Origin of the sequence: Paenibacillus sp. MMO-58 (assembly GCF_037146255.1) — a bacterium.
Classification (GTDB): domain Bacteria; phylum Bacillota; class Bacilli; order Paenibacillales; family Paenibacillaceae; genus Pristimantibacillus.
This window is the reverse complement of sequence record NZ_JBBCVY010000010.1, coordinates 85749-108016: the sequence shown is the minus strand read 5'-3', so window position 1 is coordinate 108016 and position 22268 is coordinate 85749. Positions and strand designations below refer to the sequence as shown.

The 22268-nt window shown below is 52.3% G+C and carries 23 protein-coding genes; 10 read left to right on the top strand and 13 right to left on the bottom strand.

What is annotated here, in order from left to right; all coding sequences use genetic code 11:
* Positions 1-3: 3 nt before the first annotated feature.
* Together WFJ73_RS25330 and WFJ73_RS25325 are read right to left on the bottom strand one after the other, a co-directional pair.
* A complete protein-coding gene (locus WFJ73_RS25330) occupies positions 4-438 on the bottom strand; it encodes a MarR family winged helix-turn-helix transcriptional regulator (RefSeq protein WP_336775729.1) in 435 nt (144 codons plus the stop codon).
* A gap of 109 nt (positions 439-547) precedes the next feature.
* On the bottom strand, positions 548-1309 hold the full coding sequence (locus WFJ73_RS25325; RefSeq protein WP_336775728.1) for a tryptophan-rich sensory protein: 762 nt from the start codon (positions 1307-1309) through the stop codon (positions 548-550).
* Positions 1310-1491: 182 nt separating this feature from the next.
* Between WFJ73_RS25325 and WFJ73_RS25320 the strand changes: the two genes are divergently transcribed.
* Both WFJ73_RS25320 and WFJ73_RS25315 read left to right on the top strand, forming a co-directional pair.
* Entirely contained in the window at positions 1492-2067 is a 576-nt protein-coding gene (locus WFJ73_RS25320) for a TetR/AcrR family transcriptional regulator (RefSeq protein WP_336775727.1), read from the top strand.
* An 84-nt stretch (positions 2068-2151) separates the two neighbouring features.
* Positions 2152-2925, top strand: coding sequence for an SDR family NAD(P)-dependent oxidoreductase (locus WFJ73_RS25315; protein ID WP_336775726.1), 774 nt, complete (start codon positions 2152-2154; stop codon positions 2923-2925).
* 64 nt (positions 2926-2989) lie between these two features.
* On the opposite strand, the gene WFJ73_RS25310 is transcribed toward WFJ73_RS25315, so the two are convergent.
* Positions 2990-3850, bottom strand: coding sequence for a LysR family transcriptional regulator (locus WFJ73_RS25310; RefSeq protein WP_336775725.1), 861 nt, complete (start codon positions 3848-3850; stop codon positions 2990-2992).
* A 120-nt stretch (positions 3851-3970) separates the two neighbouring features.
* Between WFJ73_RS25310 and WFJ73_RS25305 the strand changes: the two genes are divergently transcribed.
* The 6 genes from WFJ73_RS25305 (at position 3971) to WFJ73_RS25280 (ending at position 8954) form a co-directional block, all read left to right on the top strand.
* Entirely contained in the window at positions 3971-4450 is a 480-nt protein-coding gene (locus WFJ73_RS25305; RefSeq protein WP_336775724.1) for an HPP family protein, read from the top strand.
* Positions 4451-4557: 107 nt separating this feature from the next.
* Positions 4558-4920, top strand: coding sequence for a hypothetical protein (locus WFJ73_RS25300; protein ID WP_336775723.1), 363 nt, complete (start codon positions 4558-4560; stop codon positions 4918-4920).
* Positions 4921-5028: 108 nt separating this feature from the next.
* On the top strand, positions 5029-5523 hold the full coding sequence (locus WFJ73_RS25295) for a cation:proton antiporter regulatory subunit (RefSeq protein ID WP_012772589.1): 495 nt from the start codon (positions 5029-5031) through the stop codon (positions 5521-5523).
* A gap of 3 nt (positions 5524-5526) precedes the next feature.
* Complete coding sequence (locus WFJ73_RS25290) at positions 5527-6744, top strand: cation:proton antiporter (protein WP_336775722.1); 1218 nt, start codon at positions 5527-5529, stop codon at positions 6742-6744.
* A 156-nt stretch (positions 6745-6900) separates the two neighbouring features.
* A complete protein-coding gene (locus WFJ73_RS25285; RefSeq protein WP_336775721.1) occupies positions 6901-7158 on the top strand; it encodes a transporter in 258 nt (85 codons plus the stop codon).
* Between the two features lie 77 nt (positions 7159-7235).
* Entirely contained in the window at positions 7236-8954 is a 1719-nt protein-coding gene (locus tag WFJ73_RS25280) for a sulfatase-like hydrolase/transferase (RefSeq protein WP_336775720.1), read from the top strand.
* A gap of 50 nt (positions 8955-9004) precedes the next feature.
* Here WFJ73_RS25280 and WFJ73_RS25275 read toward each other — a convergent pair whose 3' ends face one another.
* A complete protein-coding gene (locus tag WFJ73_RS25275) occupies positions 9005-10108 on the bottom strand; it encodes an MBL fold metallo-hydrolase (protein ID WP_336775719.1) in 1104 nt (367 codons plus the stop codon).
* Positions 10109-10146: 38 nt separating this feature from the next.
* Positions 10147-10587: a MarR family winged helix-turn-helix transcriptional regulator gene (locus WFJ73_RS25270; protein ID WP_336775718.1), complete on the bottom strand. Its 441-nt coding sequence runs from the start codon at positions 10585-10587 to the stop codon at positions 10147-10149.
* 123 nt (positions 10588-10710) lie between these two features.
* On the opposite strand from WFJ73_RS25270, the gene WFJ73_RS25265 reads away from it, so the two are divergent.
* Entirely contained in the window at positions 10711-11298 is a 588-nt protein-coding gene (locus WFJ73_RS25265; protein ID WP_336775717.1) for an NAD(P)H-dependent oxidoreductase, read from the top strand.
* 8 nt (positions 11299-11306) lie between these two features.
* Here the strand turns inward: WFJ73_RS25265 and pheA are convergent, their stop codons facing one another.
* The 8 genes from pheA to WFJ73_RS25225 all read right to left on the bottom strand — a co-directional run bounded on the left by pheA (position 11307) and on the right by WFJ73_RS25225 (position 21610).
* Positions 11307-12131, bottom strand: coding sequence for a prephenate dehydratase (gene pheA / locus WFJ73_RS25260; protein WP_336775716.1), 825 nt, complete (start codon positions 12129-12131; stop codon positions 11307-11309).
* A gap of 97 nt (positions 12132-12228) precedes the next feature.
* Positions 12229-13080, bottom strand: a complete 852-nt coding sequence (locus WFJ73_RS25255; protein WP_336775715.1) for a diguanylate cyclase domain-containing protein — start codon at positions 13078-13080, stop codon at positions 12229-12231.
* A 5-nt stretch (positions 13081-13085) separates the two neighbouring features.
* Positions 13086-15152 carry a cellulose biosynthesis cyclic di-GMP-binding regulatory protein BcsB gene (locus tag WFJ73_RS25250; RefSeq protein ID WP_336775714.1) on the bottom strand — a complete coding sequence of 689 codons (2067 nt, stop codon included), beginning with the start codon at positions 15150-15152 and terminating at the stop codon, positions 13086-13088.
* A gap of 18 nt (positions 15153-15170) precedes the next feature.
* Positions 15171-16424, bottom strand: a complete 1254-nt coding sequence (locus WFJ73_RS25245; protein WP_336775713.1) for a glycosyltransferase family 2 protein — start codon at positions 16422-16424, stop codon at positions 15171-15173.
* On the bottom strand, positions 16421-17995 hold the full coding sequence (locus tag WFJ73_RS25240; protein WP_336775712.1) for a hypothetical protein: 1575 nt from the start codon (positions 17993-17995) through the stop codon (positions 16421-16423). The genes WFJ73_RS25245 and WFJ73_RS25240 overlap by 4 nt, the downstream gene beginning before the upstream one ends.
* Positions 17992-19527, bottom strand: coding sequence for a glycan biosynthesis hexose transferase WsfD (gene wsfD, locus WFJ73_RS25235; RefSeq protein ID WP_336775711.1), 1536 nt, complete (start codon positions 19525-19527; stop codon positions 17992-17994). The genes WFJ73_RS25240 and wsfD overlap by 4 nt, the downstream gene beginning before the upstream one ends.
* Positions 19528-19561: 34 nt before the next feature.
* On the bottom strand, positions 19562-20701 hold the full coding sequence (locus tag WFJ73_RS25230; RefSeq protein ID WP_336775710.1) for a hypothetical protein: 1140 nt from the start codon (positions 20699-20701) through the stop codon (positions 19562-19564).
* 291 nt (positions 20702-20992) lie between these two features.
* Positions 20993-21610: a TetR/AcrR family transcriptional regulator gene (locus WFJ73_RS25225; RefSeq protein ID WP_336775709.1), complete on the bottom strand. Its 618-nt coding sequence runs from the start codon at positions 21608-21610 to the stop codon at positions 20993-20995.
* Positions 21611-21704: 94 nt separating this feature from the next.
* Between WFJ73_RS25225 and WFJ73_RS25220 the strand changes: the two genes are divergently transcribed.
* Positions 21705-22253 (top strand): hypothetical protein, encoded by a 549-nt coding sequence (locus WFJ73_RS25220; protein ID WP_336775708.1) that lies wholly within the window; start codon positions 21705-21707, stop codon positions 22251-22253.
* Positions 22254-22268 lie beyond the last annotated feature (15 nt).

Here is a 22268-nt window from a genome sequence, read left to right as displayed (position 1 = left end):
ATTCTAATTGACTTGATCGGTCAAATTGTGAAGCACGTTCTTCAACAGCGTTAACAATAAGCCGTACTCCTCATCGCTGATTCCTCTTCTGGTTTTGCTCTTTACCCGATTTAAAGCCTCTTGGACGTGAGGGACTACTTCTTGCCCCTCATTCGTCAAGTAAAGCAGATGGTAACGGTTATCCGAAGGATCCGGCTCTCTTCGCACGTAACCCTCAGCCTCTAGCTTAGCGATCGCTTTTGCCGTTGTCGTCTTATCGATAAAAAGCTTCTCGCTCAACCCTTTCTGCGTAGCCGGCTGCGCGTTCGCTATTGCCATCAGAAATATATACTGCCCACTCCCAATCCGGTACGGAGCTAGTTCAGCCGAGATCAGCACTTGCATATGGCGGTAAATCGCCGAAATATATTGGCCATGAGATTCGGATTGCCCGTTCAATGGGATGTTCTCCTTTCAGATATAATGTTATTGCAACTAATTTATATTCATCATCATACGTTAATTAGAATGTTATTGCAACTAATTTCAAAAAAATAGGAAGAAGCCTTTACAGCCTCTTCCGTCTAGCACGAAAAAGCGTATACAGAGCAAGCACAGCAATCAGTGTGGCCAGTGAATAGACCGTCCACGCAATCAAGGGATGCTTCCCTCCATTGTTGACTCCTATAGTAATAAAAGCCCAGACAAACACCGCCATAAAAGCCCCATCTCGATACTTTCCGCCGACCCATAAACAAAGCAGCGCTGCAACAAGCAGCATGATTACGGTCCAGGTCTCTTCAGACAGGCCCAATCGGTTCCAATCCGAAGCGTAAAGTGCCACGGATACGTTCACGATGCTAGCCACGCAGATCCATCCCAGATACAGGCTGAACGGCAGCAGCACCCACAGCCGTTCGGCTCGCGTCAAGGAACGAATGGTTTTCTGCCGGACGCCCGTATAAATAAGAATCAGAGCCAGCAGCAAAGCAAACATGATCGTGACGCTGCTTGCCAGCTTCTCGAGATGCCAGAGAACTAGCCATGCCGCGTTAAACAAACAGCTTAGGAAAAAATATATTCCGATTGCGCTTATGGCCGAACTAGCCTTGCCCTTTGCCGTAAAGGAAAACCATACAAAACCAATGAGCAAGGCGTATATAACCGTCCATATTCCAAATGCATACCCGGCAGGTTGGATCAGAACGGGGTACCGAGCTGCAATTTCTCCTGTCGTTTCGCCTCCAATTGGGATAGTTTCCGCAAGAAAATTCATAATAAGTACGAGGACTAGCCCAGCAGCGTTTAACCAGCGCAGAATAAGCTTCATTCCATATCACCCGCTTTAACAAAAATGAATATACACCATATTATTGGACATCCCGTCGTATTATTAATCGAATTTGCCTGTTTAGCGCCTCCGCATCCTTTTGAGAACGATCAGTAAAAAATAATTCTTTACCGATCGTTCTCAATATGATAAGCTGTGTTCAGAAAGGAGGCAGTGAACATTTGGCCAGAAGCAAAGAATTTGACGTAGACGCTGTCCTGCTGAAGGCAATGAAGCTGTTTTGGACGCAGGGCTACGAGAAGACCTCCATGCAGGATCTTGTTGAGCATATGGGCATTCATAGAAGAAGCATTTATGATACGTTTGGCGATAAACATGCCTTATATTTAATGGCCTTAAAACGCTACAGCGACACCGTCTGGAGTTCCATCGAACAACGGGCACAGTCCTCCCTGTCCGCAAAAGCTGCCATCCGCTCCGTGATGGAGGCCGCTGTCGATCTGAACGTTGATCGGCCAAAAGGCTGCCTGATGGTCAATACCGCCGTGGAGCTGGCCATGCACGATCCCGAGCTTGAAACATGCGTTAACCAAAGCTGGTCAGGCACGGAAGAGCTTTTTCGCAATCTGATTATTAAAGGCCAGCAAGCCGGGGAGCTGTCAACCTCGCTTGATGCGGAGCTGCTAGCCCCTTACCTCAATAATGCGCTTATTGGGCTGCGAGTCATGGTGAAGACGCAATACCATACAGAGAAATTAAAACAAGTCATTGCTACAACCATGTCTATCTTGGACTAAATAAATTTTTTTAAATATTTTAGAACGATCATTCTCAAAATAAAAGATAAAATAAAAGATAAAATAAAAGGAGCAGTGATTACAATGGCAAGACTAAACGGTAAAGTAGCTTTAATTACGGGTGGCAACAGCGGTATCGGGCTGGCAACAGCGAAACGGTTTGTTCAGGAAGGCGCAAAGGTTGTCATTACGGGACGCAATCAAGAATCTTTAACGGCTGCGGTAAATGAGCTTGGCGCGGAAAATGCCGTTGCCGTACAAGCGGAAGCTGCAGATCCGGCCGGCTCGGAAAAAGCGGTTGCGGCAGCAATCGAACGCTTCGGCAAGCTGGACATCGTCTTCGCGAATGCGGGTATCTCCGGCGGCACTCCGCTTGGCGATACGAAGCTGGAAGACTTCGAACAAATTCTGAAGGTAAACGTGACCGGTGTCTTCTTCACCGTTCAGGCAGCAGTACCCCATTTGCAAGCAGGCGCCTCCATTATTCTCGTCGGCTCGGTGCTAGCCACTACGGGCGGAGTAACCCGGGCAGCTTACGCGGCGAGCAAAGGGGCCGTCACCAGCATGGCGAGAGTATTCGCCTCCGAGCTGTCCCCACGCGGCATCCGCGTGAACACGGTGGTTCCGGGAGCTACGAAAACTCCTATCTGGAAAGCTTCCGAACCGGAACAAATGGCGAAGCTGGAAGCCGGTCTCTCCCGCTCCATTCCGCTTAACCGTCTTGGCGAGCCGGACGAAATTGCCAGTGCCGTGCTGTTCCTTGCTTCGGATGAGTCTTCCTTCGTTCAGGCTGCCCAGCTCCAGGTCGACGGCGGTGCCGACGGCGCTCCATTAGGCGCTCCTATCTACCAACAATAACATTTCTTGTCCAACAAGCCGTTTCAGATGAAGGCATTGCCTTCCCAGGAACGGCTTGTTTAATTTAAGTCAAGCCCGCACGGACCCAGTTCATAAAGGCCGCTGCAGCCGGACGAAGCTGCTTGCCCTTCAGATGGATAAATCCCTGATGAACGGGCTCCGGCACAGGGAAATCCAGCGCGATCAGCTTCCCTGCCCGCAGCTCCTCCTCTACATTCACCTTCGGCAATAACGATATCCCAAAGCCCGATTGAACCATACGCTTGATCAATCCCACGCTTGGGAAGCTTCTGCGGTCATGCAAGGCATACCCCGCTTCGCGGAGAGACGATTCCCCAAGCTCGTGGTATAAGCAGGCATTCCCGTAGCTGATATATACCCGCTTTCCGCTTCCCCTGCCTTCCGCCCCTCCTACCCATACTAATTCCTCAATTCCCAGCGGGACAAATTCGAGACCGTCATGCCCGGGGTCACGGGGAACAAGGCCCAGATCATCCTTCTGCTCAAGAACCCTGCCGCACATATCCTCCATAAAACCGGTCGAGAGCCGCAGTTCAACCTCCGGGTAATGCTCCGCGTAAGAAGCAAGCAGCTCAGGCAGACTTGTCACGCAATACGCTTCTAAGGCGCGAACCTTCAGCACTCCGCGAGGCTGCTCGGTACGAAGCAGATCCTCCTCCAACGCCTGGCTTAAAGCTGCAAATTGCCTTGCAAACCGGGCCAGCGCGGCTCCTGCTTCCGTAGGTTCAACTCCTCTTGGCAGGCGGTCAAACAGCTTCTTGCCGCTTGCTTTCTCCAGCTGTGCGATATGAGTCGTCACGGTAGATTGCACGTAACCCAATTTATCGGCTGCCCGGCTGAAGTTCTTCTCCTCCATTACCGTCAGGAAAGTACGGAGCGATCTTCCGTCCCATTGATCCAGCACGATATCCCGCCTTTCAGGTATTTTATTTCGAAATGATATTCATCATATATATTCATTTTTCAAATGGTTAAGCACATGATACCATCGAAGCATTCGATCGTAAAGGAGAGCTGTTGCCCCATGTTTAACCGTTTAATCCGCTTTTTATTGCCGGCTATAGGCGCTTTTGCAGCCGTCCTAATCTTATTTCTGTTGGAAAATACGACCGGGATGGCGCTGTTAATGGCCCCGTTTGGCGCTTCCTGCGTTATCGTATTCGCCCTTCCGGACAGCCCGCTGGCAAAGCCCCGCAATGTGGTCGGAGGCCACGTTATCAGCACAATCACCGGGCTGACATTGCTGCATGCATTTGGCCAGCATGCCTGGACCTTGGCTGCGGGTGTTGCGCTGTCAATCATGCTCATGCAAGTAACGAAGACCCTTCATCCGCCGGCCGGCGCGGATCCCCTGGTCGTGATTCTGGCCGGAGCAGGCTGGTCCTTCCTGCTTACGCCCGTACTCGCCGGAGCCTTGCTTCTTGTCGGAATAAGCGCCGCATACCGGTTTATTCAACAATCTTCTCCAACTCAGCAGGCCAAAGCGAGCGTTAATTCCAAATAATGGTTGAAACCTCTTTTGCGGTAATCGCGTAAAACATGTAAAGCCTGCTTCACGCATAAGCTTGGTAATGGCAGAGCAGAATCGATTCGCAAAGGGGGGCGTCATTCATGAAAACATACCGTTTCACCGGTCGTCTGATGCTGCTTCTCTTCCTGCTTGGCGCCTTTGTTCTGTTCAGCATGCCAACGATGATGCTTGGCAACGGCCATTTCGACGTATCGAAATCCAGCCGCACGCATATCGAGCACAGCCTGCCGAACAGCATGAAGGCCATTAAGCGCGTAACGATATCACCTGCCACCAAGCTTTTTGCCATGCTAGCTTTGCTGGCTGTTATCTACAGCTGGGTCAGCTACCCCCGCCGGTTTTTCCTGGCGAAGCGCGTTTTCTTACTCCCCTTCTTATTCCTGGAGCGGCTCAAACGCCTGCTCATGCCCCTCAAGCTGACGACTTCCTATCCCATCGTTTAAGGACCATCCAACTCTCTTCCGTTCTTCTATAAAGCGGAGGTCTGATTTGTGCTGTCCATTTAAACAGAGGAATAGAATTTCGATCATACTCGAGGAGGTACTTCCCTTATGAATATCCGTGAAATCGATCTGCCCGGTATCGGGAAAAAATTTCAGATGAATACACGCAGCGGCGACCAGCTGGTTATAATCGTGCACAACGACGGCCGCAGAGAATGCTATCACTTCCACCACGAGAATCCGGAGAGCAGCATCTCCATGATTACGCTTGATGACGATGAAGCCCGGATGGCTGCCGCCATGATCGGCGGGATGACGTATAAACCAAAAATGCTGGAGACCATCGAGGTCGCTCTCGACGAGCTTATTATCGAGTGGTACAAACTCGAGTCCCACTATGCCTGCATCGGAAAGACAATCGGAGAGCTTAACATCCGCAAAAATACGGGAACAACCGTTATTGCTCTGCTCGCCGCCAATCATGCCAAGCAGATTAATCCCGGTCCCGAGGTTGTTCTGGCTGCCGATCATACGATCGTAGTTGCCGGCGAACGCGCTCAGCATAAAGTATTGAAAAAAATCCTCATGAATGGATGTGATTAATGGATGGATCACATCATACTTGAGGTTGGCCTCGCCATTGCGCTAATCGCCTTGGCTGGTTTGCTGTCGGCAAAAATCCGTTTTTCCGTCATTCCGTTCTATATTCTGATCGGGATGGCCGTTGGTCCCCATTCGGTGGAGTTCTGGCATTTCGACTTCCGTTTTATCGAAAGCGCTCCTCTCATCGAATTTATGGGCAGGCTTGGCGTACTGTTCCTGCTCTTCTATCTGGGACTGGAGTTCTCCGTTGGACGTCTGATCAAATCCGGCCGCTCCATCGCGGTCGGCGGCACGATCTATATCGCCATTAACTTCACTCTAGGCCTCCTGTTCGGATGGCTGAGCGGCTTTCCGTTTCAGGAGACGCTTGTTATTGCCGGGATTACCACGATATCCTCAAGCGCCATTGTCGCCAAGGTATTGGTTGACTTAAAGCGCACGGCCAATCCGGAGACGGAGATGATTCTTGGGATTATCATGTTCGAGGATGTATTCCTGGCTGTCTATATTTCCATTCTGTCCGGCCTCATCTTAAGCGGTTCAACCTCGATTGGCGGCATTATTTTATCCACGGTTATCGCCCTGGTCTTTATGCTTGCGCTTCTTACCCTTGGCCGCAAAGCGGCACCTATGCTGAATAAGCTCCTCAATATCCGGTCTAACGAGCTGTTTGCTCTTATCATCTTCGCCGGGCTGTTCCTGGTGGCGGGTCTCTCCGAAACGATCCATGTCGCCGAAGCGATTGGCGCTTTACTGTTCGGCCTTGTGCTTGCCGAGACCGAGCATATGAAGCGCATTGAGAAGCTGATCCTCCCCTTCCGGGATTTCTTCGGCGCCGTCTTCTTCTTCAGCTTTGGCTTAACGATCGATCCAACGGCCTTAGGCGGTGCCGTGTGGCTGTCGCTGGCTGCCGTTGCCGTTACGCTGATCGGCAATCTGACGGCAGGCATGCTTGCCGGACGAAGCGCGGGATTGTCCCCCAAAGCCTCGGTTAATATCGGATTGACCATCGTATCGCGCGGAGAGTTCTCCATCATTATGGCGAATATGGCTAAAGCCGGTGCCCTAATGGCTGTCATTCAGCCGTTTGCCGCCCTATATGTTCTGATTCTGGCCATACTGGGGCCTCTCCTTACGAAAGAAAACAAGTTCATATTTAATCTGCTGAATCGTTTGTTCCGGTGGGACCGCAAGCAGACGAGTACGTCGCATTCGAAGTAAAATAGGCACAGCAAAAAGCCGTGTTCCGTCTGGAGCACGGCTTTTGCTCATGATTTTGCGGCACGGCACTAGGCTTTAAAACAAGCGATGGAACATCAACCTACGTAACATAAGTACGAAGTAGACAGTCATTCAGCGATAAGGAGTGGAACAAGTATGACGACAAGACAATTTTTACAAGCTCCTCCACCCTATGTCCCTCCAAAGCCTCCTGTTTCCTACGTCATCGACTGCATAAACAATTATACTTATGTGTGGCTTCGTGACGGCCAGCAGTTCTGGTATTATCCAACCAGCGTGGAATCCTTCGGCATATCCGGTTTTAGATGGAATGGCTATACGTGGCTCTATTACGGCATAGATCCCAGACTTGTTGAAGCGGTTTCCTGTCCTCCTATACCTACTCTGTTCTAATAGCCCGCTTCATTCTAGGCAGCTCCGAGGCCGCATACGTTGTAGCAATAACGAATGCCGGTGAGGAGCTGCTTTCTATGGTTATGGCGGAAAGGCCCAACATTCTTCTCCTTCTCGTGGACGAAATGCGTTACCCTCCCCTATACGAGAAGGCAGATATTCGAATATGGCGCGAACAAAATCTCGTAACGCAGCAATGGCTTCGAAATAACGGACTTGAGTTCCACAGGCATTACATCGGGAGCGCAGCATGCGCGCCCAGCCGCACAACACTGTTCACGGGCCATTACCCTTCCTTGCATGGCGTCACTCAAACGAACGGAATCGCCAAGCAGGCAGCCGATTCGGATATGTTCTGGCTGGACCGAAATACGGTGCCAACGATGGGCGATTATTTCCGGGAAGCCGGCTACCGGACGTTTTATAAAGGCAAATGGCATTTGTCGTACGAGGATATTATCGTCCCGGGTACCCATCAAGGGCTTCCAAGCTATAATCCGGCTACAGGGTACCCGGACCATAATCAAGACCTATACGAGAATGCGGACAGACTGGAGGCGTTTGGATTCTCCAGCTGGATTGGTCCCGAGCCGCATGGCCGGAATCCCCGGGATTCCGGGTCGTCGGCTGGGAGCGGAGCCAGCGGGAGGGATGAGTTTTACGCGGCGGAGACGGTCCAGCTGATTGAGGCTCTGGAACAAAACAAGCTTGGCGGAGACGATGAATCGCCTTGGCTTATCGTGACCTCTCTCGTAAATCCGCATGATATTACGTTGTACGGCGACCTGACGGCCAGACTCCCCGCATTCCGGTTCGATGTCGGCCCGGTTCCGGATATTGAGCCACCCCCAACCCGTCACGAGAACCTACATACGAAGCCGCGCTGTCAGGCGAGTTATCGCGATTTATACCCAGTTGCCCTGCAGCCCATTACGAACGAGCCTTTCTACCGCAAGCTCTATTATCAGCTCCAGAAAAATGCCGACGAGCAGCTTCGCAAAGTGGTCGAAGCGCTTGCCAAAACTTCCTTTTACGAAGATACCATTATCATCCTTACCTCCGATCACGGAGATTTGCTTGGCTCGCATGGAGGGCTTCATCAGAAGATGTATTGCGCCTATGAAGAGGTTCTCCGGGCCCCCCTTTTGGTCTACAATAAAAAGCGGTTTCCCGAGCCTCGTTCGGTCCACTCCCTGACCAGCCATCTGGATCTGCTCCCCACCCTTCTGGGGCTGGCAGGCATCAACAGCGATGATATACGGGGCCGGCTGGACAGCCGGTTTAGCGAAGCACGGCCGCTAGTCGGCCGAAATTTGGCCGGAGCGATGTCCATGCAGCCGGAACCCGAGGTTCCCGTTTATTTCATGACAGACGATGATATTATGCGGGGCCAGCATCAGATCAGCCCTTTGGGCATTCCTTATCCCTCCGTGGCCCAGCCCAATCATATCGAGACCGTTATCGCGCCGCTCTACCGGAACGGGCGCAAAGAATATTGGAAGCTCTCGCGCTATTATGACAACCCTCAATTCTGGAGCGAGCCCGGAACCAGGGACGTTATCTATGTTCCCGTTAAAGGCGGGCAGGACGATACGGAAATAGCTTGGGCTTCGCGGAGTCGAACAGTGCCGGTACCGGAAGAATACGAGCTGTATTCGCTGACGAACGACCCTCTTGAGACTCGCAATCTCGCCCATCCTGCTTACTCAGCATCCTATACCGAAGAATTTTCCTTGATGATGAATCTATTAACGGAGCAGCGCAGCCGGAAACGCCTGACTCCAGGCAGGAATTAACCTAAAAAGACCGTGTTCCTCCTCGCAAAGGAACACGGTCTTATTTATGATTACGAGCGCCACCATTCGTCTGAAGGGTAGGATCCCGTTCCGATCGGGACGGGCTCTCCTATCCGCGGCGTAGCCAGCTTGGCGCGCAGCTCCCTGGCCTTCTTGAGGGCACGTTCCGCCGGATCCCGCCAATCATGCATCGCAAGCCGGAAGGCTCCCCAATGAATAGGGATCATGACATCGCCTTTTACGTCCAGATGGGCCTGCACGGATTCCTCCGGCAGCATATGAATGGCTGCCCAACGGTTATCGTATTGACCGCATTCCATTAACGTCAGGTCGAATGGGCCGTATTGCTCCCCAATCTGCCGGAAATGCGGGCCATAACCGCTGTCCCCGCTGAAGAAGATCCGAGCATCCCGGCCATGCAAGACCCAGGAGCACCATAAGGTACCGTTCCGGCCCGTTAATCCCCGCCCCGAGAAGTGGCGGGCAGGCGTGCAGGCCATATGGATCCCTTCCCAGACGGTTTCTTCCCACCAATGAAATTCCTCAATCTTGTCCGTAGCAACGCCCCAGCGCTCGAGATGGGCGGCAACGCCTAGCGGAACAAAAAAGCGGCCTACCTTATCCTTCAGACGTTTGATGGAGCCGTAGTCCAAATGGTCGTAATGATCATGCGACAGCAATACGGCATCGATGGCAGGCAGCTCCTCGATTTCAATCGGCAGGCGGCTGCTGAACCGTTTGCCCCCGATCCACGGAACGGGCGACGGAGCCCGCCCCAGCATCGGATCGAGCAGCAGCTTTTTGCCGTCCAGCTCCAGCAGCAATGTCGAATGCCCAAACCAGGTTATCTTGGCTTGTCCGGCAGCCTTGTCCTTCAGCGACTGCGGATGCATAGGCATAACGGCTAAATCGTTCTCCGGCGAAGCCAGCTTATTGCCCCGGATAAATTCCGCGAGAAGTCCAAGGTTCTCGCGCAGCGACATGGACATCTCCGAAGGCAGCACATTCTCAAACTTGCCGTTTGAATAATGAGGGGATTGCTTCATGCGCGCCAGCGTCTGCTCGCCCGGCTTGCCGCCGAATACCGGATAGATGCTAAGGAATAGAACAAGAAGCAGAATAACGACTATAGCAATGAAGAAAAACACGGCCATGATGACGATCACCTCTTAGCTTTTATCAAAATCGGACTTCATGAATTCCCGCGGAAAATCGTCGTGCCAAGCACCTCAAGCGCCTCGGAAATCCGGGCCACATCCTCCTCCGGCACATGCTCGATTTGCTGCAGGAACAGCTGTCTCATATGGCCAAAGGCCATTCCCATTTTCTCCTCGCCAAACGCGGACAGCCGGATGTACTGCTTCCTCCGGTCCTCCGGATCCTCGACCTTCTCGCAGAGCCCTTTCTCCGTCAGCTTGCGGAGCTCCCGGCTCGTGTTGGGCATCGAGATGCCTTTGCAGTCGCTGATTTCGCTTAACGTCATTGGCTGCTTCACCGTCAGCAGCTCCAGTATTTCATACTGCAGAGGCGTAATATCGCCTATCGGCATTCCCTTCGTCATGTCGTAATGCAATTGATGGGAAGCCGCGATATGGGACACCATCTGCCGGAATAGCTTATCCTTGGCATCCATGTTGGACCATCTCCTTCTAACCGGACTAAAGCCATTATTTCATTATCAAATAATAATTATCTATTGACAACTATTTATCAAGCGTGATAACTTCTTATCAAATGATAACAAAGAAGGTGTCCGATGAAAACCCTTATTATTTACACGCATCCGAATCATAACAGCCTCAGCTATTCCTTCCTGCAGAAAACGATCCAAGGCCTGCAGGAAAACACGCAGGTCGAAGAGATACAAGTGCTCGACTTGTATGCCGAAGCGTTCGATCCTCTGCTTGTCTTTAACGAGAATAAGCGCAGACGGGATATGCATGCCGATCCGGAGCTCGACAAGCACCGCCAGCAGCTGCTCTGGGCCGAGAAAATCATCTTCGTCTACCCGATCTGGTGGGGCCGGCCGCCGGCAATGCTGCTTGGCTACATTGACCGGATGTTTGCTTCAAACTTCGCATACCGCGACAAAGGAAAGCTCCTTCCCGAAGGCCTTTTGAAGGGCAAATCGGTCGTATGCATCTCCACCATGAAAGGACCTTCCCTTTATCCGCTGTTCTGGCTCAATAATGCCCATAAGGTGCTTATGCGGAAAGCCCTCTTCAGCTATGTCGGCATCAAGAAAGTGAAGTTCTTCGAATTTGGCGGCATGGAGAAGAAGCAGGGCAAGCAAGAGCAGAAGCTCGAAAGGATTTATCGTTACTTCAAGACCGTTGCTCAGTAATTCGAATTCTACAAAATCGTCGTTGCGTAGCTCCCGAGAACATGAACGTCATGACCAAAGGTTTCGATAATTTTAATCGCTTTATCCATCCGCTGCTCATTGCCGCCGGCTTCCGTCTCGATCAGGAATCTGTACTCGCCAAGCTTGCGGCCGGTTGGCCGCGACTCAATCCAAGAGAGGTTGATCGCAAGCGCGGAGAACACGTTCAGAATCGAAGACAATACGCCCGGATACTCCTCGTTTGGAGTAATCAGCATCATCGTTTTCTTTTGCCCCGCATCCTCGTTAGGCTTCTTGCTAACCACGATAAAACGGGTATGATTCGCGTAATGGTCCTGTACGCCGCTCTCCAGAATGTGCAGGCCGTACTTCTCGGCAACCGAAGCCGATCCGATCGCGGCCGTTCCGGCATCGCCGGATTCCTTGACCGACAAGGCAGCATGGGCCGTGCTGTCCGCATAGTCGAGCTTCAGCGCATGCTCCTTAATGAATTGGCGGCATTGATTAATGGCGGGCATGATGGATCTTACCGTATGGATATCGCTCATCGTGCTGCCGGGGTTACCTATCAAATGGAGCGATACCTTAAAGACGACATCGGCTTCAATCCTCAGGTTGTAGAGAAGCAGGCCGTCAATGGTCATATGAATGTTACCCGCTATGGAGTTCTCGATCGGCACCATGCATTTGTCCACCTCATCCCGGCTGACCGCCTCCAGAACGTCCGGAATCGAGCTCAGCATAACCCACTGCGTATCCGTTCCTTCGAAAAACTTCAAGGCCGCCTCTTCGGAAAAGGTGCCGTTAGGGCCCAAATAAGCAACTTTGTTCATGTTCAAGCTCCTTTAATCGATCTAATATCTATCTTCATATTAATAGAAAAACAGGCAGCATGCGAATTTACGCATCTGCCTGTTCGCATTTATGCCGTTATACGTCGTACTCCAATTCCTTGCGGGCCCGGGTAATCCACTCCAGAGGAGTTGGCGTTTCTTCCCGGTTGTATTCGTAAGCGCCCATCTTTAGGTTAAGCTCGAAGCGGTTGCTGGTTGATCTCTCCGATTCGTTAATCTCCGCCAGCCTGCTGCGGAGCCGGTTCATGACGATATCCGCTCCGTCCCGGTCCGTGAACAGAAGAAGCCCCCAGGTTGGATTCTCCTGACTCAGCATGTAGAGCGAGTCGTTCGCCCGAATGCTGGTCTGGCTGATCGCCGTAATGTTATAGACGGCTGCGTTCAGCTGCTCCTCGCCAATCATCCGTCTCAGCTCGTTCCAGTACTTCACGTTCAGAACGAGCAGCGTCAGCGGAATCTTATACCGGTCGGACAACGCCATGAATACCGTCGTGTCCTTCTGGAAGGAGAGCATGTTTTTCAGGTTGGTGCCCTCATCCATCGTGGCGAGCGAAGCATTCTTCTTCTGCAGCGCCTCGTTCTCCTCCTGCAGCTGCTTGCTTGCCAGCGTGAACATCCAGGTAATCGCGGTAAATACCGGCGTCATGATCAGCCAGAAATAGCTTTGGCTGGTCACCACGCCCCCTTGCACGACGGTCTGGTAGATGGTGAATGTACCGTAGCCGAACACAAACGCGATATTCAAGATGAGCCCGGTAGTGATCGTCGTAAAATAAGTGACAATCGCGATCAGAAACGCGACGTTCAAGAAAATGATGTTATGCAGATAAAGATTAGGATCACGCGCTGTAAACACGATGCAGACAAAACACGCGATGAACAGCAGCAGAAAGCCGCCGTCCGACAATAAGCTTGTGTTACGCCTCATGATTCCTACCCCCTTCTCTTCTTCCGGTGCTTGCGGACAAGAAGCACAAGCGATACGAGCACCAGAGCAAGCACGAGCATAAACGCGATCATAAAGCTTACCACGTCGCCGCGTTCCAGCACCTGCGTAACAACGGCGGGAGCTTCAGACACCGCTTCCTTCTTGAAGCGGAAGGCATGAACCTCGCCATCCTTGTCTACCATAGCTCCGTCGCCAAAAATCTTGTACAGGCTGCCGGCGTTCCCGACCAGCTTCGACGCCAGATAGACGTATTCGGAGCTGCTGCCCGTAATAGCCAGGAAGCCATGCCCCTTGCCGTATGGCGAGTCGATCAGCTGCAGCGTTCCGATCCGCTTGCCGTAGCCTTCCTCGATGCTTATCTTCTCATTGGACAAGAAGCCTTCGCCTTGCTTGTCATATTGGAAATACAGCTTATCGTTGTTCTCCCGGATGTACCGGTTATCCGCATAGGAACCAATCGCGATAATCTGCCGGTCCTTCAGCTCGCTGTCCTTGACATCGTCCGTGTAAAAACGGATTTCGCCCGTATTGGAGGTAGCGAACTGCCCCATCAGGTTAAACAGATTGGAGAGGGCCGCATACGTGTAGTTGTCTTTGGTTTGCGGCAGGACAACGGCTACCCGGTTAAAGCTGCCGTCCCGGAGAAACGGATACGGATAGTTGTTGAACAGCATGTCCGTACGATCCTTCGTGTTCAGCTGAAGCACGGAGTCCTTGGAGACAAATGCCCATGGCATCTGGTCCTGGTTGCCGGTACATACCGCATTCTTGATCTCCAGGTCAAAAGCCGTCGTAATCGTGAAGTTGCCCGAAATCCCAAGGTTCTTCGGAATGGTCAGCTCGAGATTATCGCCGCCCGCAAGCTCGGCGGACAGCTTCTTGCTTCCGATCGGAACGTTGTTCACCAGCACCGTCACCATCGAACGGTCAAAGTCCAGGTTCGTTGCATAACGGAAATCCAGACTCAGCTTGCTCGCTTCCGCAATGGAGCGGTTGCTTGGCAGCGTAATGAAGTAGCTTTTCTCCCGGTGCGACGGGCCTGTCAGCTTATCGCCGGAATCCGTCAGCGGGTAATACCGGCTGATGCTTTGCGCCGGCGTATTTACCTCCGTCGATTCGTCCACCAGCTTCGACGATCCCTGCAATTGCTCCATCAAGGCCGGATTGCCGATAAACCGCCCGGCTTTTTTCAGCATCTCCGCATTATCGGAGGTTACAACAAGCAAGGAGGATGTATCGCTCTGGATCAATTGAATCAGCGCTTTATCCTGCAGCGCGGATTCGCTCAGCTTCGAGCGAATGTCTGACGGAAGATGCTGCGACAAAGCTACCAGAATACGAAGCGATTTCCCTTGCAGGTTGCTTGTCCGGTACGGCAGGAGAGGAATAGGATGCGAGGTGTCCTGGCTTACGCCCGTTAATCCGGACAACGCATAGACGGCAGCCTCCGTCTCGTTCAGATCGCCTTCCTCCGGCACAAAGACGCCTGCTTGTCCATCCTGAATGGTGTCCAGACCCAAGAAATGGCGGTTGAAATCGCTGATGCTAGCGCCTACCGGCTTCGCCCTGTATTTCACGTCAACGCCCGAGCTGCCGAAAATTTGCAGCCAGCTGCCTTGATCCTGCGCAGGCACGCACATCTGATCCGAGTTGTTTCTCGTCTGAATAACGCCTTCAATGGTCAGCTCGTTAACGCCGCTCTTCAAATATTCAAGCGGAAGCCCGATTGACCGGGTGACCTTCTGGTTCGTCTCGGTGCCGGGCTTTAGCGTGTAGAACGGCTTGCCGTTCAGCTTTAGCGTTACAACCGATAAATCGTTAAGGGTAAGCTGGGATACTTTATAGTCCAGCCTGAAAGTGGCACTCTCCACGTTCCAGTAATCCGGCACCTGAAAGAACTGCTGCGCATAAGCATTGGTGCCAAGAAGCGAGGTTTCCGACATAGGCGTTTCGTATGTCTTCTGTACCCCCGGCGCTGCCGATAGCGTCCCCGCGCCTGGAACCAGCAGCGCTACAATCAACGCGATAACCGTAAATCCGGCTTTTCTCATAAATTCACTTCCTTTCGGTCAGAACCGTTCTGTTTTATACCATTTGGCCTCGCGTTTAAAAATCACGTCCTTCAAATATTGGAACATGCCATTGGCGGCAACAAGCATCCACAGCTGGCAGTAAGTAACGTACATAAGCAGAATAATGACGAGATTCGAGGGGTGCATTTCGCCTTTTTCCGTTATAAGCGTGATGAACGTCCCTACAACAAACAAGGTGATGGCCAGTATCCATAAGTAGAAGCTTAATCCCTCAATCGTGGTATGCACGTAACCGAGCGCATGCAGAATGAGCAGCGTATCCGACGTTAAGAGCGAGGTGACAAGCAAGAAATAAATAGCCAGAAAATAAAGAATGTCGAAGCGGATTCGGCGCGCTTCCGGCCGGAAGAGCAGCGGGACGTTTTTGACGATAACGTAAATATTCCCCTTCGCCCAGCGCGTCCGCTGCTTGAACCACACCTTCAGCGTCTGGGGCTCCTGCTCCCAGGTAACCGACTTCGGCTGGAACTTGATCCGGTATCCCATCATGTAGATTCGGAAGCTGATCTCGGTATCCTCCGCGATCGCTTTCGTATCCCAGCCTCCGATCGCCTCGATGATATGGCGGCGCATGATAAAGTTGGTGCCCGGAATCGTACATAGCTTGAACAGCTTCCACCTGCCGGCTTGGGCCATCCATTGGAACGATAACGTCTCGATATTGATAAACCGGGTAAGCAGGTTCTGGTCCCGGTTACGCGTCCGGAACTTGCCGATAACCGCCCCAAGCTTGGCGTCGTTCACGATTTCGGCGACCAGATAACGAAGCGCCGTCCGCTCCGGCGTATTATCGGCATCATAGATGGCGATAAGCTCGCCTTTGCTCCGCGTGAAGCCGATGTTGAGCGCATTGGATTTGCCTTTGCCTCCGGTTATGTTATCGGTATTGATGATAATCAGATTGCGCCCCTTGTATTTCTCCTGCAGCTGACCCAGCAGCACGCTGCTGTTATCCGAAGAGTTATCGTTAATCACGATAATCTCGTAACGGTCATGCGGATAATCGAGCGCAAGCAGCGACTCTACCGTTTTGACGATAACCTTGCCCTCATTATGGGCCGGTACCATAATCGACACGAAGGGCTCTTCTCCCGGAAGAAGCTCGGGCGGCTTCTCGTTCTCCAGCTTTATATAGTAGAAGTAGCCGGCGATAATCAGTGCGATATTAACGAGCAGCAGGGACCAGATGCACAGCACGCATATGACCATTAATATATCCGGTATCGTCATAGGCCGCCTCCCGACTTGTAGTATTTTTTCTTATATAACCGATACCCAATCAAGAGGAACACGGTGAACAGCATTAAGGTTGTAATAATAAGGACAATCAGGATCCGGCTCTGCACCGAAAATAAAGCATGAAAAGTAACCTTTTGTTCCGGCTGCGGGACGACAACCGCTTGCTCTTCCGGTTCGGCCTGATCCTGCAGATCGGCCGGCTTGCCATCCAGAAGAAGCGCTCCGCTGCGGGACTCGGCCTTGTGTGCGCTGCTGCTGAGGCTATGCGCCTCCGACTTGAAGTCCGCAAACGGCAGCCAGCTGCCGGCAGCCTCGCGAACGGCTTCTTCTTGACTGGCATCGCTCTTGAACCAATCAAAGGTTACGGCCAGATTTACCGGAAACGTTGGCCAGATCTTGTTCTCGTGGCTGATCCGGAGCAGCACCTTCGCAGGCATCGTATACGGGGACGATGCAAAAGGCTGTACGGCCTCCGTTTGCCCGGATGCCCTCCCTGATCCATTGGCGAACAGGATGGTCGTATCCGAGAACGTAAAGCCCGCTTCGCGCCCTTCCTTCTCCTGAGCCCGCTTCATCTCTCCCGTCATCCCGAGAGGGGCAATACCCGCATCGGCCAGATGATTCAGAAAGCCGTCCATCTGCGTCTTCAGAATAGAAGGATCCTGCCCCGCCGACGTTGGCGTCGGCACTTGCACGAGCACGCTGCCGTTATGAGCCTGCACGGCTTGCAGAGCGGCCACATATCGCTGCATCGCCGGATAATCGGTATTGTTGAACAACGGGCTTACGCTGACCAGGAACGGAATTCCGGCATTGTACAGCTGTTCCGACAACGCCTCCAGCTTGTCCAAATCGATAAAAGGCGTGATGCCGCCAATAAGCAGATAGGATTGCGTCGGAGCATCCGCCTTAAGCCAGGTACGCAGAACATGCGCGACTGCCAATTCGCTCAGGTTGCCCGATTGGAAGTACGGTACGTACGCATAACCGCCGGCCGATACGGCATATGGCGTCTGGATCGCTCCCTCCGAAGAGGTTATCTGCCCGTAAGTCTCGCCTTTCCCTTCCGTAATATAGGCAAGACGATCAACGAAGATATGATCCTCGGAGAGCCCGCCTGCCGACAGCTTTAAGGACTGTCTGCTTGCCTTTTCGATCCGAAGAGCAAGCTTCCCGCGAAGGACCTCCGGCGGATTAGGCCCAATATGCAGCCAGTCGCCCGTAAAACCCGTCATGCCATGCGTAATGGATCCGCATAAATCTTCCGTATTGCATACGGTAATCAGCTTCGCGTAATCGTTAGCCATCTCGGGCTTATAAGCATCTGAAGCAACCGTCGTCACTGCCACCCCCAAGGAGAGCAGCAGCCGCTGCAAAGTCTCTATATTGCCTGCCGCAGGAGTATCCACTCCCAGACTGTCATAGACGAGCAGCACGTGGTCAGCTTTCGCCGAATCCTGCGCTGCCGCTGCCGGAGCCGGAGCCGGTATCAGCACCGCCGCCGGCAAAGAGAGACAGAGCATGACGAGCAGCCACAGCTTGATTCCTGTCCGTCTTCTCATTGCTGTCCCCCCTGTAGCAGCGCGGATGGCTCGGGGTCCTCTTCGCCCGCATTTTTCTTCGCGTTAGGCCCCCATAAGCGGCGGCATACGCAATCGGCAATAACCCAGAAAGTCACTAGATCAAACGCCACCGCAAATAAAAACTCATGCTTGGCGAGATCCGCGTCCCCGGCGCCAATAACCGAAACCGCCATTGCGCATAGTCCCGACAGCATCATCATGAGAATCAGCGACAGCCGAAGCGTTCGCCGCAGCGCCCGCTCCTTCACGGCCTGGTAAAAGGATGCGGCGTACAGTCCCACAATCACAATCATCCATAAGACTACAAACCCGGAAGTCTTCGGTGCAGCCCATTCTTTCAGATAGCTGTACCCGGAAAAGGCCCATGTTCGAGCGCCAAACGGCTTGCCCGCCGACTCTTCGTAATTTCCGAGCTTGGTCCGGTTAGAAAAGGCATTATGGGCCGCCGTCTCGAAAATTCTTCCCGCCGAATCGGGATGGGTCAAGTAATACCTGGCGATGGAGGGGAATCCGTACTTATCCAGAAATTGCGTCTGCATCTCTTCCGATTCGACCGGAATTGGAGAGAATTGGTCATAATAAATGGCGCCGGTAAGCACCGCGAACTGCTTGTCGATTCCGAAGTAATCGAGTGCTTGCTCCGGGTTATCCGCTGTCATCAATACGCCCCTTGTCATGGCGTGGTACTTGTTAATGTTGACGAACTGCTCCGGAATAAGGACATAGGTACCTACCGCAGTCAGCAGCAGGACAACCGCCTGCAGTCCGGCCAGCGTACGGAAGATCCTGTCCCGCTTCAGAAAGACGAACAGAACAGCCACCATGGCGACAACAAGGCCAATCGGCGCGTTCTGCTGCTTGCTTGTAGTGAGGATCATAGCGCTCGCCCCAAAGAGGAACAGCAGGAAGTAGTCGTTGTACTGCCGCTGGTACAGCAGCATCCCGGCGCTGAACAAATACATCAGCATGATCAGAACGACGCTCTCACTATAAAAAGAGTTAAAATACGCAAGGTATCCGATATCCCCGAATACAAAAATAGCCCCAAGCGCCAGTCCGTAGCCCGCACGGCGCGAAGCCTTCCAGACTGCAGCCTTCACGAGCAGGTAAACCGCGCCTACATACAGCACGCCGTAAAGCGCCGCCTGAATTCGGATATCGAACTGACGGTTATAACCAAACCATTCGCTGATCATAAGCGATAGACGAACGAAAAGCGTTTGAGAGGAATACAGCAGGGCGCTATTCTCGTTGTAGTATTGGAAAATTCCGAAATTTTTGACAAAATATCCGAGTGTCTGGCTCGTATAATCCGGCGCATTGAAGTATAAACCGTTGCTGTATAGGATCCGGTAGTAGTCCCCGTTGTCCGCCATTCCGATAAAAGGCGGAATAAAGAGCTCGATCAGCAAAATAAGCGCAACGCCAAACGCCGCCAGCGAGGCTGGAGATATGTATTTTTGCCATGCGATTATCGTTTGTACGAGCTTCATTCGCTGCAGCTTATTCATGCCATGCCCCTTTCCTTACCTGTTCTATGAAGTCTTAATAGGCATAAGCCAATAAAGCCGTCAAATTATCGAACGAATACGCTTCTTCCGTTGCCGAGTTCCCGAAGCCTCCGGCAATCGGGCTTGCTTGATCCTCCACGCGGAATTGCTCCATGCGCTCAATGCTGTTCTGATAAAGCGCTTGATCTCCAATCGTCGAGCCAATCATCGCGGCAATCGCGTAAGCCGCCGTAGATTGAATATCCGTCGCCGGCTTGCCGTCCCGGCTGTAACGTCCGTACAGCGTTCCGGCTTCCACCGCCTGCTTGAGATAGGTGATGCTTGCGGTACGTTCCTGATCAATCTCGGCGAGCGACAACACCGTCAGAAGCGACTCAATGGTACTGATTTCTCCCTCATGGTCGCCGTACTTGCCTGATTTGTAATCATAACGGGCCTCGTAAAAAGGGAACTTATCGGATAAATACCCTCTCGAGACGATTGTAAGCAGGCTGTCTTCCAATGCCCGTTTATCCTTGGACGGAACTTCCAGCAGCCGGATGGACCGGAAATCGGCATAACATAAGGTTAGGAAATCATTAGTTGTTCCGTAGGCTCCGTCATAGAAATCGTACAGCTTGTCCCCTTGGACATTGTGTTCATAGACGAGTTCGCCGTAATGAGCGGCCTCCCGGCCGTAGTTGCCGTCATTGCCAAAAGCCGTCTCGGCCTCATACAACGCGCGGATGATCCGCAGATCGTCGACGACGGCATTAACGGTATATTTTTTATCGTGAAGAGGACTATAGCGATAGCTGAAGCCATATTCCGCTGCCAGCGTCTCTCTAGCCCTCGACCATGCGGCATCAAAAGCTTCACGCTGCCCGGTAAGCGCGTAATAACGCATCAGCAGACCGGCCGATTCGCTTAGCGTCTCATGACCGGTAGCGGTCTCCGCCGCCTCATCCGTTTCCTTGTAATTCGTGTAGACGCCGGCCTCTCCCGTAAGCTTCTGACCAATGAATTGCTGCAGTTGCTCCCGATGCGGGATTAGCTGAGGCGTATCGCCATATTTCGAGGGCAGTGCAACACTGTCTTTGCTGCCTTCCTCCCCGCTGTCCTTGCTGCTATAAACCCAATACACGGCCAGCAGGATCGCAATCAAAGCGGCCGCAAAACCCCAGCGTTTGTTCACCGTCTTCAACCCCATGCCTAAAGTCTGTTACTCTATCCCCATTGTAAATATCATACCTTTTGAATTGCCGCCAAGACGAGTAGCAAATAAAGGCAGCATCTCCCTATCGTCTATATCGTGAAAAAAGGACTTTATTCAAGAATAACCGATAAATGTTGCTAAAATATGAGAATTTTTGACTAAATTTTGAGCTTTGGCCGGGTTAACCGCTCTCATTTTTTTCAGACTTGCGGTCTATTTCAAATGATAAAACAACAAAGGAAAAAAGCGGAAACCAGTCCCGGCAGGGATCTAATTTCCGCTTTTATCTTGGGAAGAGCTTCTGAAGATCCTGTCCAAATGACGCGAGACCATACGCTCCATCTCTCCTGTATCAATCCGCTCCGGAACCATTACCCGATGCACAACCAAACCATCCACAAGGGCGTGCAGCAATTTCGTCTCCTCTCCGGGGTCCATTCCATCCCTGGCCAGATTAAGGGTAATCAAAGTATCGAGCATTTGCCGAAAGCCGGCATACAACTCGTCATGCACTTCAAGGCTAAGCTCGCGAATAGCAGGGTCGGAAATCGTCTTCCCGACATAAGAAAGCCACAGCTCCGCCTCCGCCGTACGCTCCTCGTCCAGAGGCAGCAGCTCGGCGATAACCATCTCCATATTGCGCCGCATATCATCGGTATAGTTCAACCTCTGGATGCGTTCATTCACCCGCTTCGGCAGAAGCCGCATGGAGAAAGTCAGCAGCTCGGCTTGCGTCTCGAAATAATGCCTCAGCGAACCAAGCGACATGCCCGCTTCGTCGGCTACACGGCGTACGGAAAGCTTATCCAAGCCTTCCCGGCGGATCACCTTCCAGGCTGCCTCCGCCAATTGTTCCTTGCGTATTTGATGATCGACAATTTTAGGCATGGCTCTATTATAATCCCCCGTCCTTTTTTAGCACAACTGTGTTATAATCTTAATAATACAATTGTGCTAAAAAAAGGAGCTGATTCATACCTCTATGGTCGTCTCTGTCATTATCGGCTGTGAAACTGCGTTCTGGGTGTTTGTGCTTGCGGGTCTGGCATGCCGATACCTTCTGCGCCGCAAGACATTAGGCGCTGTTCTGCTTGCCTGCACACCGGTTGTAGATCTGGTCCTGCTTGCCGCCACCGCATACGATTTGCATCAAGGCGGAGAAGCCAGCTTTATTCATGGACTCGCTGCCATTTATATCGGCGTCTCAATTGCGTTCGGCAGCCGGATGATCCGCTGGGCGGATATCCGCTTTGCTCACCGGTTCGCCGGAGGTCCCCCTCCGGAACCAAAGGTTAAGCATGGCGCGGAGCATGCGCGGAATGAGCGAAAAGGCTGGCTCCTCCATCTTCTTGCCTGGGGCATCGGATGCGCTTTGCTGCTTGGCATTATCGTATGGATCGGCGATGAGACCCGGACGGCAAGCCTTCGATCGCTCATTCAGATGTGGTCCATTGTCCTCGCTATCGATTTCCTGATCAGCTTTAGTTACACGTTATGGCCGCGCAAAGCAAAGAAAGAGCATGGCGATTAAGCCATGCTCTTTCTT